Consider the following 18,743-nt stretch of genomic DNA (forward strand, 5'->3'; position numbering starts at 1 on the left):
TTACAGCGTCATCTGCATCGGCTCTGGATAGTAATGAAAACCCTCGCCGGCCTTGGCGACGTGGCCGTAGCCGGGCCAGGCGAAGTGATAGGACATCACAGGCGTCTTGTTGGCGGCCAGCGTCTCCAAGAGCTTGACCCGCGAGGCCGCCGCCTGCTTCGGGTCGGTGTCATAGGAGAATTCCATCCGCGGCCGCTCCAGCAGCAGCACCGCGTGATGCGAGAGGTCGCCGAGGAAGGCGAACGACTTGCCGCCCGAGCTCACCATGAAGATGGTGTGGCCCACGGTGTGGCCGGGCGCTGCGATCGCGGTCACGCCGGGCAGGAATTCCTGGCCGTCCTTGAAGAACACGATGCGGTCGCGCACCGGCAGCAGGTTCTTGCGGGCGTGCACGACGAAGTCCTTCAGCGGACTGCCCATCTTGCCTTCGTCGGTCCAGAAATCGAGATCGCTCTGCGCGATGTAGTATTGCGCATTCGGGAACAGCGGCTTGTCGTCGGCGCCGACGATGCCGCCGATATGATCGATATGGGCGTGCGACAGCACGACGGCGTCGATGTCCTCCGGCTTGATGCCGGCTTCCTGCATGCTCTTCTGCTGCCGGCCGGTGGTCGGACCGAACGCCTTGGAGGTGCCCATGCCGGTATCGAACAGGATCAATTTGTCGCCGGTGTTGACGATCGGCGAATTCTGCTCGAGCACGACATTGTCGGGCGAGAGAAAATTGTCGGAGAGCATCTTCTTCACCTCTTCCTTCGGCACGCCGGTGAAGGTGCCGGAGGGATCGCCGAGCGGAAGCGGACCGTCGGAGACGACGGTCACTTCGGCATCGCCGAGCACGAAGCGGTGCCAATAGGGTGTCTGGGTGCCGAGCTTCGGCGCGCGCGCCGAAGCGGTGCCGCCGAGCAGTGTGCTGGCGCCGAGACCGGCGCCGAGCGCGAGCAAGGATCGTCGTGAGACATTGAGCGTCATAACGTCTTCCTCCAAATTTTTATGAGTTTGTTGCGTTGTCGCCCGCGTTGGCCCGCCGCTTGACCTGACACAGGCAAGAGGATGCTGCCCGCGCCTGCGCAAGCTGGCAAGAAGAATAAGGAGAGCGCAGGCGCGACAAAGCGCTGGCTCAAATTCAGCCGGCATGTGCAACGCACAAGGGAGGAGGATTATTTCGCGGCGCGCTTCTTCTCGATGGTATCCCAGATCATCGCCGCGACATCGGGACCATTGAGCCGCTGGATGGCGCGGATACCGGTCGGCGAAGTCACGTTGATCTCGGTGAGGTTGCCGTCGATCACGTCGATGCCGACGAACAGCAGGCCGCGCTCGCGCAGCGCCGGTCCGAGCGTGGCGCAGATTTCGCGCTCGCGATCCGACAGCTCGGTCGCCTTGGCCGCGCCGCCGCGCACCATGTTGGAGCGCAGATCATCCGCCGCCGGCACGCGGTTGACGGCGCCGGCGAATTCGCCGTCGACCAGGATGATGCGCTTGTCGCCATGCTTCACCTCGGGCAGGAAGCGCTGGATCACCCAGGGCTCCTTGAAGGTGACCGAGAACATGTCGAACAGCGAGCCGAAATTCATGTCCTGCGGCATCACGCGGAACACCGCGGCGCCGCCATGGCCGTGCAACGGTTTCATGACGACGGCGCCGTGCTGGTCGCGGAACGCATTGATCTCGTCGAGGTCGCGCGAGATCAGGGTCGGCGGCATCAGCTGCGGGAAATTCATCACGAACAGCTTTTCCGGCGCGTTGCGCACGCTGGCCGGATCGTTGACCACCAGCGTGTTCGGATGGATGCGCTCCAGAAAGTGCGTCGAGGTGATATAGGCGAGGTCGAACGGCGGATCCTGCCGCAGCAGCACGACGTCGAAACCGTTGAGCGCCTCGCGCTTCGCTTCGCCCAGCGTGAAGTGATCGCCGACCTCGTCGCGCACGGTGAGCGGCTGCACCGGCGCCACCAGCTCCTCGCCGCGCAGCGACAACTTGTCGGGCGTGTAATAGGAGATGCCGTGGCCGCGCTTCTGGGCTTCGAGCAGCAGCGCAAAGGTCGAATCGCCGCGGATGTTGATGCGCGCGATGGGATCCATCTGGACGGCGATCTTCAATGTCATAGGCGTATCCCGAGAGGTCTGAGGGTAACTTTAAGGGCTGGCGTCGAATGCCGCTAACAGATGGCGCGGCAGGCTCCTCGGCGCAATCAGCACGGCATCGAACCTGAGGTCAAATTCGGCATGTTCGGGATGCGCCATCAGCCAGGCCTGGGCGGCATTGACGATGCGCTGCTGCTGGCGCGGCGTCACCGCATAGGCGGCCTCATCGAGGCTGGCGCGGGCCTTGACCTCGACGAAGGCGACGAGGTTGCGCCGGCGCACGACGAGGTCGATCTCGCCATAGGGGGTGCGGAAGCGCCTTGCCAGGATGCGATAGCCCTTGGCGATCAGCAGGGCCGCGGCGCGGCTCTCGGCCGACAGGCCGGTGCGGAAAGCGGCGACGCGCTCGGGCGAGGCGCTGTCAGTCTTCGCGCTGTCAGTTTTGGCCATCGCCGTCCCCGACGGTTTTGGCGAGCTCGAGGGCGCGGGCATAGACCTCGCGGCGCGGCCGGCCCGACAGCTCGACCGCATGCGCGACCGCATCCTTGACGCTGCCGCGGGCGAGCTGCGCGCGCAGCAGGTCGTCGAGCGCATTCTCATCCATCACCCCGGCATCGTCCGCCGGCGGCCCGATCACGAGCACGAATTCGCCGCGCGTCTCCAGCGCGTCCGCGTTTGCCGCAAGCTCGGCGACCGGCGCGCGCTTGACCTCCTCGTGCAGCTTGGTCAGCTCGCGGCAGATCGCAGCATCGCGATCACCCATGATCGCGGCGAGGTCGCGCAGCGTGTCCTGCACGCGATTGCCGGATTCGAACATCACAAGCGTCGCATCGATTCGGGCGAGCTCATTGAGCCGCGCGCGGCGCGCATGCTCCTTCGCCGGCAAAAATCCCTCGAAGAAGAACCGGTCGGTCGGCAGCGCCGCAACCGACAGTGCCGTCAGCACCGATGACGGCCCGGGCACCGCGATCACGGCATGCCCGGCGGCGCAGACCTCGCGCACCAGCTTGAAGCCGGGGTCCGATATCAGTGGCGTACCGGCATCGGATACCAGCGCGATCGCGGCGCCCTGCGCCAGCCGCTCGAGGATCTTGGGACGGGCCTGCGCGGCATTGTGCTCATGATAGAGCGCGAGCTCCGCGCTGATCGCGTAACGCTCGGTCAGCCGGCGCGTAATCCTGGTGTCCTCGCAGGCGATGACATCGACCCCCGCCAGCGTCTCCAGCGCCCGCAGGGTGATGTCGGCGAGGTTTCCGATCGGGGTCGCCACCAGATGAAGCCCGGGCCTGGCCTTGGGTGCGGCCAGCTGCTGGCCGCCGATCGAAAAGCTTCTGGCGGCAACGCCCGTCGTGGCATCCGAATGGTGGAGGGAACTGGCTTTTGCGCGCATAATGGCAATCTAGAGGGACGGCGGCGCTTCCGCCATCCGCAAACGGCGGCGGAGAGGCCGTCGCCAGGGAAGGAAATGAAGGCAGCGGCAAGGGCGCCGCGGGGCCATAATCCTTTTGTTTTAGTTAACTATTCGCCGACAATATGCCTGAATCCACCCGCCTCATCAGGGCTGGGTGGAGTCCTGGCCGATCATGGTCGGCCAAGAGAAGAGAGACGATGGAAGGCCCGCATCACCGCAAGTCCCCACCCGATGGCACGACCCGGCGAACCGCGCTTGGTCTGATTGCAAGCGCGCCGTTGCTCGCGGCCTGTTCCGGTATCCAGCAGAGTTTAAGCCAGTTTTCCAGCGGTAACCCGGAAGGCGTTCCTGCCGGTCCGCAGCAGCAACCGCAGGCGGTCGGGACCGGACAGGTCAAGATCGGGCTGATCCTGCCGCTGTCGGCGGCAGGCAATGCCGGGCTCGCCGCGCAGTCGATGCGCAACGCCGCCGAAATGGCGCTGGCGGAATTCCAGAATCCGAATATCCAGCTCCTGATCAAGGACGATGGCGGCAGCCCGCAGGGCGCCGCGCAGGGTGCCCAGCAGGCGCTGTCCGAAGGCGCCGAGATCATCCTGGGGCCGCTGTTCGCAGGCTCGGTGCCATCAGTCGCGCAACTGACGCGGCCGCGCGGCACCTCGGTGATCGCCTTCTCCACCGATTCGAGCGTCGCCGGTCGCGGTGTCTATCTGCTCAGCTTCCTGCCGGAATCCGACATCAACCGTATCGTCGATTACTCCGCGGGCATCGGCAAACGCTCGTTCGCCGCGATGGTGCCGGACAACGCCTATGGCAACGTGGTCGAGGCCGCGTTCAAGCAGGCGGCCGGCCGCAAGAACGGCCGCGTCGTCGCCTTCGAGAAATATGGCGCGGACCGCGCCGCCGCGGCGCGGACGGTGGCGCAATCGCTCGGCCAGGCCGATGCGCTGTTGATTGCCGACGATGGCGATTCTGTTGTCGCGACCGCCGACGCGCTGACCGCTGCCGGCGCCAATCTGCGCAACATCCAGCTGCTCGGCACCGGGCTGTGGGACAATCCGCGGGTGTTCGCGAGCCCGGTCTTGCAGGGCGGCCTCTATGCGGCACCCGATCCCTCCGGCTTCCGCAGCTTCGCCGGCCGCTATCGCACCAAATTCGGCGGCGAGCCGGTGCGCACCGCGACGCTCGCCTATGACGCCGTGGCGCTGATGGCGGCGCTGGCACGCACCCAGGGTGCGCAGCGCTTCGCGCCGGAGACGCTGACCAATCCGTCCGGCTTTGCCGGCATCGACGGCCTGTTCCGTTTCCGCTCCGACGGCACCAACGAGCGCGGCCTCGCGGTCATGAAGGTGGCATCCGGCGGCAGCACGCCGGTTGCGGGTTCGCCGAAGAGTTTTGGGGCTTAATTTTCGTCAGCCGGTCGAACCGTCTTGTCGAGCGTCGGTGCCCGCCGGCTGCTTTGCATGGGGTTGTTTTCGATATTTTGGCAGCGGATGCCTAAAGCGGGATGAGTTTCGGTGGAATCGGCTTAGCCCGGTCTTGGTTCACCTCTCCCCGCCGGGGAGAGGTCGGATTGCGAAGCAATCCGGGTGAGGGCTCTTGCTCTCTCGATAGACCGTAAACCCTCACCCGATTTGCTGCGCAAATCGACCTCTCCCAAGGGAGAGGTGAATCGTGTTCGTGGCCAAACCGATTCAACCCAACTTCATGCCGATCTAAGCCGCGAGATCCGCGACGACGGCGTCGAGCACCGGGAAGCCCGATTTGGTCACGCGCAGCCGTCCGTCGGCATCGACGGCGATCGCGCCTTCCTCGCGCAGCATCGCGATCCGGTGCGGATCGAGCTTTCGGCCGGAGAGCTGCGCATAACGCTTGGGATCGATGCCCTCGGCGAGCCGCAGTCCCATCAGCAGGAATTCGTCGGCGCGCTCCTCGCTGTTGAGGCTGTCATCGGTGACGACGCCATGACCGCGCTCCTCGACATTGAGCAGCCAGGCCTCGGGACGCCGCTCGGTCGCGGTCGCATGCCTGACGCCATCGATGTCGAGCCTTCCATGTGCACCGGGGCCGATGCCGGCATATTCCTCGCCGCGCCAATAGACCAGATTGTGCTTGCACTCGGCGCCGGCGCGCGCGTGGTTGGAGATCTCGTAGGCCGGCAATCCCTCGCGGGCACAGACCTCCTGCGTCACGTCGTAGAGCGCGCGCGAGGTCGCTTCATCCGGCGTCTGCAATTTGCCGGCGGCGTGCAGCCCGAAGAACGGCGTGCCTTCCTCGATCGTGAGCTGATAGAGCGACAGATGCTCGGCCGCTTCCGAGATCGCCTGCTTCAATTCATCGGCCCACATCCGCGGCGTCTGGTCGGGGCGGGCGTAGATCAGATCGAACGAGTAGCGGTCGAACGCCGAACGCGCGATCGCAACCGCATCGAGCGCCTCGCGCGCGGTGTGCAGGCGGCCCAGTGCCTTCAGCGACGCGTCGTCCAGCGCCTGCACGCCGAGCGAGACGCGGTTGACACCGGCGGCACGATAGCCGCGAAAGCGCGTCGCCTCGACGCTGGTCGGATTGGCCTCGAGCGTGACCTCGACGTCGCGCGCGACATGCCAGTGCTTGCCGATCGCATCGAGCACGGCGCCGACCGTCTGCGGCTGCATCAGCGACGGCGTGCCGCCGCCGAGGAAGATCGAAGTGACCTCGCGCCCCGGCACCCGCGCCGCCGTGGTCTCGATCTCGCGGGCGAAGGCGCGCACGAAGCGCGCCTCGTCGACCGGCGCATGCCGCACATGGCTGTTGAAGTCGCAATACGGGCATTTCGACAGGCAGAACGGCCAGTGCACGTAGACGCCGAAAGCTTCTCGTTCAGCGTGGCTCAAGGCAGATCTCCGCGAGCTTCACGAAGGCGCGGGCGCGATGCGACAGGCCGAGCCCGAGCGGCGGCAAGCCGTGTTTCTCGATGCTGGTCATCTCGCCGAAGGTCCGCGTGTAACCGTCGGGCAGGAACGCCGGATCATAGCCGAATCCGGCAGTGCCGCGCGGCGGCCAGACCAGGGTTCCATCGACCCGGGCCTCGACCTCTTCGAGGTGATCGTCGGGCCAGGCCACGCACAGCGCGGAGACGAAATGGGCCTTGCGCTGCTCCGGTGCGGTGGCGCCGCGCTCCTGCAGCAGCCGCTCGATCCGCGTCATCGCCGCCATGAAGTCCTTGCCCTCGCCGGCCCAGCGCGCCGAGTAGATTCCCGGCGCACCGTCGAGCGCGTCGACCACGAGGCCGGAATCGTCGGCGAAGGCCGGCAATCCGGTCGCCTTCGCTGCGGCGATCGCCTTGATCGCCGCATTGGCGCGAAAGCTGTCGCCGGTCTCCTCGGGCTCAGCCAGATCGAGCTCGCCGGCCGACACCGCCTCGACGCCATGCGGCGCCAGCAGTTCCCGCATCTCGGCAAGCTTGCCGGGATTGTGGGTGGCGATCACGAGCCTTCCGGTGATTCGGCGATGCATGACCAATCTGACTACGCCACCGCGATCTTTTGCAAGTCGACCAGACGCGCGACACCTTTGCGTGCCAAGGCCATCAGCGCCAGGAATTCGTCTTGCGAGAACGGCGTCTTCTCGGCGGTGCCCTGCACCTCGATGATGCGGCCGTCGCCGGTCATGACGAAATTGGCGTCGGTATCGGCCTCGGAGTCCTCGGCATAGTCGAGGTCGAGCACCGGGGTGCCCTGGTAGATGCCGCAGGAGATCGCCGCCACGTTGTCGCGCAACACGTTGGTCTTCAGCATGTTGCGGGTCTTCATCCAGTTGATGCAGTCGGCCAGCGCCACCCAGGCGCCGGTGATCGAGGCGGTGCGGGTGCCGCCATCGGCCTGGATCACGTCGCAATCGACCGTGATCTGGCGTTCGCCGAGCGCTTCGAGATCGACGGCGGCGCGCAGCGAGCGGCCGATCAGCCGCTGGATCTCGACCGTGCGGCCGCCCTGCTTGCCGGCGGAGGCCTCGCGGCGGGTGCGTTCCAGGGTGGCGCGCGGCAGCATGCCGTATTCGGCGGTGACCCAGCCGCGGCCCTGGCCCTTCAGCCATGGCGGCAGCCGCTCTTCCAGCGTCGCGGTCACCAGCACATGGGTATCGCCGAACTTCACCATGCAGGAACCCTCGGCATATTTGACGACGCCGCGTTCCAGCGACACGGGGCGCAGTTCATCGGGCGCACGGCGGCTTGGCCGCATGAAATCCTCCAAAAATCCGACAGATAGAGCTGGGCGTGCTTGTAGGAGGGGCAGGGGGCAGCGGCAAGGGTCTTGGCGAGGGTTTTCGGCCCCGGATTGGTCCGGTACCAGAGGGCCGAATGCATGCTTGTCACCGGCCTCCCGGATCGACAAATTAGGTAGCAATTGTGAGGGACTGGAGTGTGACTCACCACGATCCGATCGGCCTGATCGCGCCGCATGCCGGGCTTGCCCAGCTCAACGAGCGTTCGCGGGATATTTTTCGTCAAATCGTCGAAAGCTATCTGGCGACCGGCGAGCCGGTCGGCTCGCGCAACATTTCGCGCCTGATCGCATTACCGTTGTCGCCGGCCTCGGTCCGCAACGTGATGTCGGATCTCGAGCAGCTCGGCCTGATCTATGCGCCGCATACCTCGGCCGGGCGGCTGCCGACCGAACTCGGGCTGCGTTTCTTCGTCGACGCCCTGATGCAGGTCGGCGACCTCACCGAGGCCGAGCGTCAGTCGATCCAGACCCAGCTGGCCGCGGTCGGCCGCGCGCAATCCGTCGAGGCGGCGCTCGGCGAAGCCTTGACGCGGCTGTCGGGGCTGACCCGTGCCGCGGCTGTCGTGCTGACGCAGAAATCGAATGCGCGGCTGAAGCACATCGAATTCGTGCGGCTGGAGCCGGAGAAGGCGCTGGTCGTGCTGGTCGGCGAGGACGGCCAGGTCGAGAATCGCGTGCTGGCGCTGCCGCCGGGCGTTCCGTCCTCGGCCCTTACGGAGGCGACCAATTTCCTCAATGCCCGGATCCGCGGCCGGACGCTGGCCGAAGCGCGGCTCGAGCTCGAGACCGCATTGACGCAGAACCGAGCCGAGCTCGATCAGCTCACCCAGAAAGTGGTCGCGGCCGGCATCGCCAGCTGGTCCGGCGGCGAGAGCGAGGACCGCCAGCTGATCGTGCGCGGTCACGCCAATCTGCTCGAGGATCTGCATGCGCTCGACGACCTCGAGCGGATCAAGTCGCTGTTCGACGATCTCGAGACCAAGCGCGGCGTGATCGACCTGCTCGGCCGCGCCGAGCGCGGCGAAGGCGTGCGGATCTTCATCGGCTCGGAGAACAAGCTGTTCTCGCTGTCGGGTTCCTCGACCATCATCGCGCCCTATGGCGACGCCCAGGGCCGGATCGTCGGCGTGCTCGGCGTGATCGGCCCGACGCGGCTGAATTATGCGCGGGTGATTCCGACCGTCGATTATGCCGCGCGCATCGTCAGCAAGATGCTGGGCGGCTGACTGGGCTGGATTTCGCTTTCATTTGAAGGGTTTTCTTGACCCGAACCGGAGATCCCTGTTGCCGAAGCCGGATGTTGCGCTTGATTTTCGCCGCCTAAAGCACGATATCCCGGCAAGCAATCCCCAAGATTTGAACCGACGCGAGTTTTCGAGAAGGCACGCCATGACCGATCCGAACCGGGCCAATGACAACACCGAGAATTCGGCGCCGACGGGTGAGCCCGTGGTCTCGAAGCCCTACATCATGCCTGACGATCCCGAGGTGGGATCGGCCGAGGCGCTGGCCAAGGAACTCGCCGAGGCGAAGGACCGCACGCTGCGCACGCTGGCCGAGATGGAGAATCTCCGTCAGCGCACCCGCCGCGAGGTCGCCGATGCCAAGACCTACGGCATCACCGGCTTCGCCCGCGACGTGCTCGATATCGCCGACAATCTGCAGCGCGCGATCGATGCCGTGCCGGCCGAGACCAAGGAATCCGCCGATCCCGGCCTGAAGGCGCTGATCGAAGGCGTCGAGCTGACCGAGCGTTCGCTGCTCAACGCGCTGGAGAAGAACGGCGTCAAGAAGTTCGATCCGATCGGCGAGAAGTTCGATCCGAACTTCCAGCAGGCGATGTTCGAAGTGCCTGATGCGTCGGTGCCGTCGGGCACCGTGGTGCAGGTGGTGCAGGCCGGCTACATGATCGGCGATCGCATCCTGCGTCCGGCGCTGGTCGGCGTCTCCAAGGGCGGCGCCAAGGCTGCACCAAGCGCCGACATCACGGTCTGATCCGTCCGACCTTCGAACGATGAGCGCGCTGTCGTGGATTCACGGCAGCGGCTTCTCATGCGCCTTCGGCCAGTAGGTTCCGAAGCTCCAGAGGTTTCCTTCCGGATCGCGGCAGGCGAAATCACGGCTGCCATAGTCGGTGTCGCGCAGTTCCATCTCGATCTTCGCCCCCGCCGCCTTGGCCCTCGCATGCAGGGCGTCGGGATCGTCGACCGCGACATAGATCGAATCGGTGCGCCGGCCATCCATGCCCCCGATCAGCTTGCCATAATCATCGTCGCGGCTCTGGCCGAGCATCAGGATCGAGGAACCGTAGGCCAGTTCGGCGTGATGGATCACCCCGTCGTGGCGATAGACGACGTATTCGGTGAACCCGAATGCCGCCTTGAACCAGCCGACCATCGCCTCGGCATCCCTGCAACGTATCGTCGGGAAGATGCGGGGCGGTTCGATGTTGCTCATGATTGCGCGTTTCCTTTGTTGGTCGCCGGATGGCGCCAATATGCGTAAGGCTGAGTGTCACCGGCTTGAAGGTTTGTTACCGGTCGGCCAGCAGATCGCCGGAATGCGCCAGCCGGCTGTCGGTCATCGCCAACCGGCGTGCCCACGCCGTCGGCGGTTCCCCGGCGAATTCGACAAATTCGCGGACGAGATGGGCCTGGTCGGAATAGCCGCTTTCGGCTGCGATCGCCGCCCAGGCGCGCGGCCCGCCGCGCTGTGCGATCCGGCAGGCCTGGTGAAAGCGCATCATCCGCGCGAGCGATTTGGGGGCGAGGCCGAGCTCCGATCGAAACCGGTCGACGAGGTGCTTGCGGCTCCAGCCGATCTCAGCGGCGAGCGTCGTGATCCTGACCGTGCCCGCGGATCGCGCCAGTCTGCGATAGGCGGCCGCGATCTCCGGCGATGGCGCATGGTTCGCGCGACGAAGCACGAAGTCCTCGATCAGGTCGAAGCGGCGCTGCCAGCAGGTCGTATTGCCGAGCCGCTCGCGGAGCCGCCGCCCCTCGTGGCCGAGCACGTCGCCGAGATCGATCATCCGCCCGGCGAGCTCGGTGACGGTGCCGCCGAAGAAGCGATAGGCGCCGAGCGGCGTGAAATCCACCTGCACGCATTCGGCCCCGCCGTCGGACTCGATATAGACGGGCCCGGCGTGCAGGCCCGCGGCGAAGCTGAGCTGCCGGTCGGACGCACCGGGCTCGCGCGCCAGCGCGATCAGGAACGGCGTGCCGAAACTGACGATCAGCGGGGCGATCAGCGGCGCGGTCTGCCGCCGCGAATAGCGGCCGGCGACGGCCTCGCGATAGCCGGTGATCCCGACAATCAAGCCCGCCATGCGCGGCGACGGCGAGCGTCGCGCGAAGTCGAATGCGACCGGCGCTGAGACAGCGGCCATGCGGGCCTCGCAGCGAAGATCTTAGGCGATATCCGCCGACTGGATGCGCTTGACGCCGGCCTTGGCCATGTCATCCCACGCCTTGGCCAGCGATCCCTGGGTGTCTATGCCGCGGCACGCGTCTTCCACGACATAGGTTTCGAAGCCGGCCTTGCGCGCGTCGAGCGCGGTCCACGCCACGCAGAAATCGGTGGCGAGCCCGGCCACGAAGACCCGCTCGACCTTGCGCGCTTTCAGATAGGCGGCAAGCCCGGTGGTGGTGTTGCCGTCGGCTTCGGTGAAGGCGGAGTAGCTGTCGACGTCCTTGTGAAAGCCTTTGCGGATGATCAGCTCGGCCTGCGGGATCGCGAGATCCTTCGACAGGCCTGCGCCGTCGGTGCCCTGCACGCAGTGGTCGGGCCACAGCACCTGCTTGCCATAGGCGAGGTCGATGGTCTCGAACGGCTTCTTGCCCGCATGGACCGAGGCAAAGGACACGTGGCCGGGCGTGTGCCAGTCCTGCGTCATCACCACATTCGCGAAGCTCTTGGCGATCTTGTTGATGACAGGCACCACCTGGTCGCCTTCCTTCACCGCGAGACTGCCGCCGGGCAGGAAGCAGTTCTGGACGTCGATCACGAGCAGCGCGGCACCATCGTCCGGCTTGATCGCGGCCGCCCAAAGATGTTTGGGAACCAGGGTCCCCAGCACCAACGTGCCGAGGCCTGCAACCACCTGTCGTCGATCCAACATCGCGCCCCTCCTCGCTTTGCGTGATACTGCGCGAGGAGGCTAGTTCCGTTCGGCGAACGACGAAAGTGGGATTTTTCCGACCGGGCCGCGAAAGGCCGGTCAGCCGCGCGGCTGGATGCCGTCGCGCACCGCGCGGAAGCGCGGGAAGGCCTTCTCCCAATCGGTGCGCGGTGAGCTGCCGATGACGCGCACCGACGTTTGCGCGCCGAACCGCAGCCACTGCACGATGGTCACCGGGGTGTTGTCCTTGCCGCTGATGGCGTCGATCCGGGTCTCGAAGCCGGGCTGGCCGTCGATCCGGATCGGCTCGGACATGGTGATCCGCCCGTCGCGCACGCCGGGGATCGTGGTCGCGATCTGCTGGGCGAAGCGGCCGCGGTCGTCGGGCGTGGCGGGGGCCGACCCGATGACGCCGAGCAGCATGAAGGGCTTGGTCTCGAGGCTCTTGTCGTCGCCGTCGGCCATCAGCAACGCTGCGCCCGGCGCCAGCATGCGGATGTTCTTGAAAGCGCTGAGCTCGGTGACCTTGAACGGCATCATACCGAGCTGCTCGTCGACCGGCACCTCGTTGCGGATCTGGGCCGAGGCGAACATCTGCCGCACGGCGTCGTCGGTGTAGATCCTGCTGGCGTTCTCCGGGACCTGCACCGCGACATAGCCGGAGAAGGTCGGTCCCGGCAGGATCATGGAATAACGCCGCACAGTGCTGGCGCCATCGCGCGCGCTCTCCACGGTGTAATAGGCGAGGCCGGCCGGCGTCTCGAGGCTCTCGGGCTTGATGTTTCCGGTGCCGGCGGGGTTGGCCTTGAAGGCGGTCACGACCTCGTTGTAGGCGTCCGCCGGCAGGTCCGCGATCAGGACCTTGACGCCCTGATCCTCGGTCTCGAAGCCGATGAACGACTTGGCCCGGACGAGGCCCACCAGCGGCTTCATCCCGACATGCGCGCCCGGCGGAAACACCACGTCGGCGGCGAAGCCACGACAGGTGGCAGCAATCAGCAAGGCAACCGCAACGAGAACTCGAAAAGGCGTCATGGGGGATCTACCGGTTTTGCTTGGTGGCCGCGCAACGGGGCCGGTGCAGGGCTGGATGGCCTCTTTCAGTCGGACCGCTTTTAGCGGTTTTGATGACCCTGCAACAGGTCGCCAAATCTCCGCTTCGAGCCCACAGGCTCGATTCCGTGGGCTTTTCGCCCCGATTGGCTGGCACTTTCCAGTTTCCCGACATTTCCAAGAATGGTGGCCAGCGGCCAAACAGCGCGCCCTCGACCCGTGCGCCGCTCTCGCATACGATGTTTGTGAGTGTTCACTCAACAGCGCAGACGTCGCGTCTCCGACGTTCGGGTCGACGGCCGGCGGCATCATTGCCGATTTGTTAACTCGGCGGGGGCGCTGGTTGCCACTTGAACCGGCGCCGCGGTCGGACTGACACAATCTTTCAAACGTCAGTCTTTTCAGGCCTCAACGTTGCGTCCAGTCCTTGCGGGCAGAACCCTCTCTCCTATATCAGGCTCACCGTCGCAATATCGCGAGTATGTGAACGTCTGGGGGTTCGGTACGGAGCGCCGTCAGGGCCCAACCAACCTGCCGTAGCAAAGAGGATATCAAAATCATGGGTAAGGTCATTGGGATCGACCTCGGCACCACGAATTCGTGCGTCGCCGTAATGGATGGCAAGAACGCCAAGGTGATCGAGAATGCCGAGGGCATGCGAACGACGCCGTCGATCGTTGCCTTCACCGACGATGGCGAGCGCCTCGTCGGACAGCCGGCGAAGCGCCAGGCGGTGACTAATCCCGAGCGTACGTTCTTTGCGGTGAAGCGCCTGATCGGCCGCCGCTATGACGACCCGATGGTCGAGAAGGACAAGAAGCTCGTTCCCTACAAGATCGTCAAGGCATCGAACGGCGACGCCTGGGTCGAAGCCGACGGCAAGACCTATTCGCCCTCGCAGGTCTCGGCCTTCATCCTGCAGAAGATGAAGGAGACCGCTGAGGCGCATCTCGGCCAGAAGGTCGATCAGGCCGTCATCACCGTTCCCGCTTATTTCAACGACGCGCAACGTCAGGCCACCAAGGATGCCGGCAAGATCGCCGGCCTCGAAGTGCTGCGCATCATCAACGAGCCGACGGCTGCCGCGCTCGCCTACGGTCTCGACAAGTCGAAGTCCGGCACGATCGCCGTGTACGACCTCGGCGGCGGCACCTTCGACGTCTCGATCCTCGAGATCGGCGACGGCGTGTTCGAGGTGAAGTCGACCAACGGCGACACCTTCCTCGGCGGTGAGGATTTCGACATGCGCCTGGTCGGCTATCTCGCCGACGAGTTCCAGAAGGAGCAGGGCATCAACCTGCGCAACGACAAGCTCGCTTTGCAGCGCCTGAAGGAAGCTGCGGAGAAGGCCAAGATCGAGCTGTCGTCGACCACGCAGACCGAAATCAACCTGCCGTTCATCACGGCTGACCAGACCGGTCCGAAGCATCTGACGATGAAGCTGACTCGTGCCAAGTTCGAGGCGCTGGTGGCCGATCTCGTCGAGAAGACCATCGAGCCGTGCCGCAAGGCGCTGAAGGATGCCGGCCTGACCGCCGGCGAGATCGGCGAAGTGGTGCTGGTCGGCGGCATGACCCGCATGCCGAAGATCCAGGAAGTGGTGAAGCAGTTCTTCGGCAAGGAGCCGCACAAGGGCGTCAATCCCGACGAGGTCGTCGCGATCGGCGCTGCGATCCAGGCCGGCGTGCTGCAGGGCGACGTCAAGGACGTGCTGCTGCTCGACGTGACCCCGCTGTCGCTGGGCATCGAGACGCTGGGCGGCGTGTTCACCCGCATCATCGACCGCAACACCACGATTCCGACCAAGAAGAGCCAGGTGTTCTCGACCGCCGAAGACAATCAGGGCGCCGTGACCATCCGCGTCTTCCAGGGCGAGCGTGAGATGGCGGCCGACAACAAGATGCTCGGACAGTTCGACCTGATGGGCATTCCGCCGGCTCCGCGCGGCATGCCGCAGATCGAGGTGACCTTCGACATCGACGCCAACGGCATCGTCAACGTCTCGGCCAAGGACAAGGCGACCGGCAAGGAACAGCAGATCCGGATCCAGGCATCCGGCGGTCTGTCCGAGGCCGACATCGACAAGATGGTCAAGGACGCCGAGGCCAACGCGGCCGAGGACAAGAAGCGCCGCGAGGCAGTCGACGCCAAGAACCATGCCGACGGCCTGGTGCATTCGACCGAGAAGGCTCTCGCCGAACACGGTTCGAAGATTCCGGAGACCGATCGCCGGGCGATCGAAGATGCCGTCAGCGACCTCAAGGAGGCCCTGAAGGGCGACGACGCCGAGGCGATCAAGGCCAAGACCAACACGCTGGCGCAGGCTTCGATGAAGCTCGGCGAGGCCATGTACAAGCAGCAGGCCGAGGCCGATGCGGCCAAGGACGCTGCCAAGGATGACGTTGTCGACGCGGAGTTCACCGAGGTCGACGACGACAAGAACAACAAGAAGTCTGCCTGAGCGGGCTTGCGATCATGACCCTCACGCCAAAGAGCACGCGCCGCGTCTCGGAGGAGTGGGGGTCATTTTTCTTTAAGGCGATCGCTGCATCTTCCAGACAGGCGCAATCCTTGACGCGATCCTATTGGCGATCGCGATGAACTTCGGACGGAATTGAAGGATGTCCACCAAGCGCTGCTATTACGAGACCCTCGAGGTCGAACGGAACGCGGACGAGACCAAGCTCAAATCGGCTTTCCGCAAGCTCGCGATGAAATGGCACCCGGACAAGAATCCCGGCGACGCCACCAGCGAAGTCCGCTTCAAGGAAATCAACGAAGCCTATGAGGTCTTGAAGGACGGCGACAAGCGCGCCGCCTATGACCGTTTCGGCCATGCCGCCTTCGAGCAGGGCATGGGCGGCGGCGGCCCCGGTTTCGGCGCTGGCTTCGCCTCCTCCTTCTCCGACATCTTCGAGGATCTGTTCGGCATGGCCGGGCAGCGCCGCAGCGGCGGCCGCGAGCGCGGCGCCGACCTGCGCTACAACATGGAGATCACGCTCGAGGAGGCCTTCCAGGGCAAGACCGCGCAGATCGAGATCCCGGTCTCGGTGACCTGCGAGTCCTGCTCCGGCACCGGCGCCAAGGCCGGCACCAAGCCGAAGACCTGCTCGCATTGCGGTGGCGCCGGCCGGATTCGGCAGGCCCAGGGCTTCTTCACGCTGGAGCGGACCTGCCCCGGCTGCCAGGGCCGCGGTCAGATGATCGAGGATGCCTGCACCTCCTGCGCCGGTTCCGGCCGGGTGACGCGCGAGCGCACGCTCTCGGTCAACATTCCTCCGGGGGTCGAGGACGGCACCCGTATCCGGCTCGCCGGCGAAGGCGAGGCGGGGGTCCGCGGCGGGCCGCCCGGCGACCTCTACATCTTCCTGTCGCTGACCGCGCACCAGTTCTTCCAGCGCGACGGCGCCGACCTGCATTGCCGCGTGCCGATCTCGATGGTCACCGCAGCCCTCGGCGGCGAGTTCGAGGTGCCGACCATCGACAAGGGCCAGACCAAGGTGAAAGTGCCCGCCGGCACCCAGTCCAGCCGGCGATTCCGCATCGCATCGAAGGGCATGCCGGTACTGCGCTCGCGCCAGACCGGCGACATGTATGTCCAGGTCGTGGTCGAAACCCCGCAGAATCTGACCAAGAAGCAGCAAGAATTGCTGATGGAGTTCGAAAAACTCTCGTCCGGCGCAACCCAGCCGGAGGCAGCGGGTTTCTTCTCTAAGGTCAAGGACTTCTTCGGAAGTCGCTCCGTCTAGCCGGAGTCGTTACGCTTGACCGTAACGACTTCGATCTATACGTGTTTATGACTGTTTTCTGACAACCGCTCGATTGTGCGCGGTCCCGCCTGGTAGCGACATGCCTCTGCAATCGTCCGTGCGTGCGTCGAAGAAGCCCCTCCGTCTCGACGACGAGGTTCGTTTTCTCCGTTCATGGATCGAGAAGCCGCTGCACATGGGCGCGGTGATGCCGTCCGGACGGCTGCTCGCGCGCACCATGGCGCAATATGTCGATGCTGACGCCGAAGGGCCGGTCGTCGAGCTTGGGCCCGGCACCGGAGCGATCACCAACGCGCTGATCGAGCACGGCGTCGATCAGAAGCGGCTCGTCCTGGTTGAGTATAATCCCGGTTTCTGCGCGTTGCTGCGCGAACGCTATCCGCAGGCCAAGGTCGTGCAGGGCGACGCCTACAGGCTCCGCGACACGCTGTGGGACGTCATGAAGTCTCCGGCGTCGGCCGTGGTCTCCGGCCTGCCGCTGGTCACCAAGCCGATGCTCACCCGCCTGAAGCTGATCCGCGACGCCTTCCTGGCTCTCGCGCCCGGCGCGCCCTTCGTCCAGTTCACCTATTCGGTGGCGCCCCCGATTCCGAAGTCGCTGCCCGGCGTGTCCACAGAGGCCTCGGAGCGGATCTGGATGAACCTTCCGCCGGCGCGGGTCTGGGTGTATCGCAAGGGTTGATCGCCCCGCGCCGGGGTGCACGCCCTGGACCTGCGACTTCAAAATGTCCGCGCTGAAAATCCTCGTGATCCCGGGATCGCTTCGATCCGGCTCGCTCAACACGAAGCTCGCCGCCGTGCTGGCGCACGAGCTCGCGCAGTCGGGCGCCGACGTCAGCCGCATCTCGCTCGGCGACTTTCCGTTGCCGATCTATGACGGCGACCTGCAGGCCAAATCGGGCGTGCCGCAGCACGCCGTCAATCTGAAGCGGATGATCGGCGCCCATCATGGCGTGCTGGTCGTGACGCCGGAATACAATTCCTCGGTGCCGGCGCTGGTGAAGAACACGATCGACTGGGTGAGCCGCGTGCAGGACCCGCAAGAGGCCCGCGGCCAGGTGTTCCGCGAGCGCGTGTTCGCGATCGCTGCGGCATCCGGCAACCGGCTCGGCGGCATCCGCGCGCTGGCGGCGCTGCGCCTGATCCTGTCGGCGTGCCACGCCACCGTGATCCCGAACCAGCTCGCGCTGTCATTCGCCGAGCAGGCCTATGACGATATGGATCGTCTGAAGCACCAGGCCGACATCGACACGATGCGCGCGCTGGTGCGGCAGCTGATCGACCATTCTCAACGCATGATGTGAGGTGACATGCAGCCAGCCAAGATCGCTTCAAAGATCGCTCCGAAAGATCGGTTGATTGTGGCGCTCGATCTGCCGTCCGTCGCCAGCGCCGAGGCGATGATCGACCGGCTCGGCGACAGCGTCACCTTCTACAAGATCGGCTACCAACTCGGTTATGCCGGTGGCCTCGCGCTGGCGAAGCAGCTCGCCGGCAGCGGCAAGAAGGTGTTTCTCGATCTCAAGCTGCACGACATCGGCAACACCGTTGCGCGCGGGGTCGAGAGCGTCGCGGCGCTCGGCGCGACCTTCCTCACCGTGCATGCCTATCCGCAGACCATGAAGGCGGCGGTCGATGCGCGCGCCGGCTCTGGCCTCAAGATCCTCGCGGTGACGGTGCTGACCTCCTACGACGACAGCGACCTGCACGCCGCAGGCTACCGCCTCAACGTCTCCGATCTGGTCGAGGCGCGCGCCAGGCAGGCACAGGCGCTCGGTGTCGACGGCCTCGTCAGCTCGCCCGAGGAGGCCGCCGCCCTGCGCAAGATCGTCGGCGATCAGATGAACCTGGTGACGCCGGGCATCCGCCCCGCGGGCTCGGCGACCGGCGACCAGAAGCGCATCATGACGCCGGCCCGTGCCATTGCCGCCGGCGCCGACTATCTGGTGGTTGGCCGCCCGGTGATGGAAGCCGCCGATCCGAAGGCCGCAGCCGAGGCCATTCACGCCGAGGTCGCCCAGGCACTGACCTGAACCAACA

The 18,743-nt window shown here is 65.6% G+C and carries 19 protein-coding genes; 8 read left to right on the forward strand and 11 right to left on the reverse strand.

Annotated elements, in window-relative coordinates; translation table 11 throughout:
• The 4 genes from ACTUWL_RS16455 to rsmI form a co-directional block, all read right to left on the reverse strand.
• Nucleotides 1-972, reverse strand: coding sequence for an MBL fold metallo-hydrolase (locus ACTUWL_RS16455; protein ID WP_021078176.1), 972 nt, complete (start codon nucleotides 970-972; stop codon nucleotides 1-3).
• 188 nt (nucleotides 973-1,160) lie between these two features.
• On the reverse strand, nucleotides 1,161-2,108 hold the full coding sequence (gshB, locus tag ACTUWL_RS16460) for a glutathione synthase (RefSeq protein WP_021078177.1): 948 nt from the start codon (nucleotides 2,106-2,108) through the stop codon (nucleotides 1,161-1,163).
• 30 nt (nucleotides 2,109-2,138) lie between these two features.
• Nucleotides 2,139-2,537, reverse strand: a complete 399-nt coding sequence (locus ACTUWL_RS16465) for a YraN family protein (protein ID WP_021078178.1) — start codon at nucleotides 2,535-2,537, stop codon at nucleotides 2,139-2,141.
• Nucleotides 2,524-3,477, reverse strand: coding sequence for a 16S rRNA (cytidine(1402)-2'-O)-methyltransferase (rsmI, locus tag ACTUWL_RS16470; RefSeq protein WP_021078179.1), 954 nt, complete (start codon nucleotides 3,475-3,477; stop codon nucleotides 2,524-2,526). The genes ACTUWL_RS16465 and rsmI overlap by 14 nt, the downstream gene beginning before the upstream one ends.
• Before the next feature lie 218 nt (nucleotides 3,478-3,695).
• Here rsmI and ACTUWL_RS16475 point away from each other — a divergent pair, with 218 nt between their 5' ends.
• Nucleotides 3,696-4,901, forward strand: a complete 1,206-nt coding sequence (locus ACTUWL_RS16475) for a penicillin-binding protein activator (protein ID WP_021078180.1) — start codon at nucleotides 3,696-3,698, stop codon at nucleotides 4,899-4,901.
• Nucleotides 4,902-5,210: 309 nt separating this feature from the next.
• Here ACTUWL_RS16475 and hemW read toward each other — a convergent pair whose 3' ends face one another.
• From hemW to rph, 3 genes are read right to left on the reverse strand one after another with little or no spacing between them, the layout of a single operon-like run.
• A complete protein-coding gene (gene hemW, locus ACTUWL_RS16480) occupies nucleotides 5,211-6,368 on the reverse strand; it encodes a radical SAM family heme chaperone HemW (protein WP_021078181.1) in 1,158 nt (385 codons plus the stop codon).
• A complete protein-coding gene (gene rdgB, locus ACTUWL_RS16485) occupies nucleotides 6,355-6,990 on the reverse strand; it encodes an RdgB/HAM1 family non-canonical purine NTP pyrophosphatase (protein ID WP_035650842.1) in 636 nt (211 codons plus the stop codon). Before rdgB ends, hemW begins: the two co-directional genes overlap by 14 nt.
• Nucleotides 6,991-7,001: 11 nt before the next feature.
• A complete protein-coding gene (rph, locus tag ACTUWL_RS16490; protein WP_021078183.1) occupies nucleotides 7,002-7,715 on the reverse strand; it encodes a ribonuclease PH in 714 nt (237 codons plus the stop codon).
• A gap of 182 nt (nucleotides 7,716-7,897) precedes the next feature.
• Between rph and hrcA the strand changes: the two genes are divergently transcribed.
• Together hrcA and grpE are read left to right on the forward strand one after the other, a co-directional pair.
• Nucleotides 7,898-8,986: a heat-inducible transcriptional repressor HrcA gene (gene hrcA, locus ACTUWL_RS16495; protein ID WP_021078184.1), complete on the forward strand. Its 1,089-nt coding sequence runs from the start codon at nucleotides 7,898-7,900 to the stop codon at nucleotides 8,984-8,986.
• A gap of 163 nt (nucleotides 8,987-9,149) precedes the next feature.
• Nucleotides 9,150-9,755, forward strand: coding sequence for a nucleotide exchange factor GrpE (gene grpE, locus ACTUWL_RS16500; protein ID WP_021078185.1), 606 nt, complete (start codon nucleotides 9,150-9,152; stop codon nucleotides 9,753-9,755).
• Between the two features lie 39 nt (nucleotides 9,756-9,794).
• On the opposite strand, the gene ACTUWL_RS16505 is transcribed toward grpE, so the two are convergent.
• The 4 genes from ACTUWL_RS16505 to ACTUWL_RS16520 all read right to left on the reverse strand — a co-directional run bounded on the left by ACTUWL_RS16505 (nucleotide 9,795) and on the right by ACTUWL_RS16520 (nucleotide 12,915).
• Entirely contained in the window at nucleotides 9,795-10,217 is a 423-nt protein-coding gene (locus ACTUWL_RS16505) for a VOC family protein (RefSeq protein ID WP_021078186.1), read from the reverse strand.
• A 76-nt stretch (nucleotides 10,218-10,293) separates the two neighbouring features.
• A complete protein-coding gene (locus ACTUWL_RS16510) occupies nucleotides 10,294-11,148 on the reverse strand; it encodes a helix-turn-helix domain-containing protein (protein WP_021078187.1) in 855 nt (284 codons plus the stop codon).
• A 21-nt stretch (nucleotides 11,149-11,169) separates the two neighbouring features.
• Complete coding sequence (gene pncA / locus ACTUWL_RS16515) at nucleotides 11,170-11,880, reverse strand: bifunctional nicotinamidase/pyrazinamidase (RefSeq protein ID WP_021078188.1); 711 nt, start codon at nucleotides 11,878-11,880, stop codon at nucleotides 11,170-11,172.
• A 99-nt stretch (nucleotides 11,881-11,979) separates the two neighbouring features.
• On the reverse strand, nucleotides 11,980-12,915 hold the full coding sequence (locus tag ACTUWL_RS16520; protein WP_021078189.1) for a hypothetical protein: 936 nt from the start codon (nucleotides 12,913-12,915) through the stop codon (nucleotides 11,980-11,982).
• Nucleotides 12,916-13,492: 577 nt separating this feature from the next.
• Between ACTUWL_RS16520 and dnaK the strand changes: the two genes are divergently transcribed.
• The 5 genes from dnaK (at nucleotide 13,493) to pyrF (ending at nucleotide 18,736) form a co-directional block, all read left to right on the forward strand.
• Nucleotides 13,493-15,394 (forward strand): molecular chaperone DnaK, encoded by a 1,902-nt coding sequence (gene dnaK / locus ACTUWL_RS16525; protein ID WP_021078190.1) that lies wholly within the window; start codon nucleotides 13,493-13,495, stop codon nucleotides 15,392-15,394.
• Between the two features lie 160 nt (nucleotides 15,395-15,554).
• Complete coding sequence (gene dnaJ, locus ACTUWL_RS16530) at nucleotides 15,555-16,682, forward strand: molecular chaperone DnaJ (RefSeq protein WP_021078191.1); 1,128 nt, start codon at nucleotides 15,555-15,557, stop codon at nucleotides 16,680-16,682.
• A 100-nt stretch (nucleotides 16,683-16,782) separates the two neighbouring features.
• Nucleotides 16,783-17,385, forward strand: coding sequence for a class I SAM-dependent methyltransferase (locus tag ACTUWL_RS16535; RefSeq protein WP_021078192.1), 603 nt, complete (start codon nucleotides 16,783-16,785; stop codon nucleotides 17,383-17,385).
• 43 nt (nucleotides 17,386-17,428) lie between these two features.
• Nucleotides 17,429-18,007, forward strand: coding sequence for an NADPH-dependent FMN reductase (locus ACTUWL_RS16540; protein ID WP_021078193.1), 579 nt, complete (start codon nucleotides 17,429-17,431; stop codon nucleotides 18,005-18,007).
• 6 nt (nucleotides 18,008-18,013) lie between these two features.
• Nucleotides 18,014-18,736, forward strand: coding sequence for an orotidine-5'-phosphate decarboxylase (gene pyrF / locus ACTUWL_RS16545; RefSeq protein ID WP_021078194.1), 723 nt, complete (start codon nucleotides 18,014-18,016; stop codon nucleotides 18,734-18,736).
• Nucleotides 18,737-18,743: the final 7 nt, after the last annotated feature.

The sequence above is a fragment of the Bradyrhizobium sp. WCU1 genome (genome assembly GCF_053474805.1).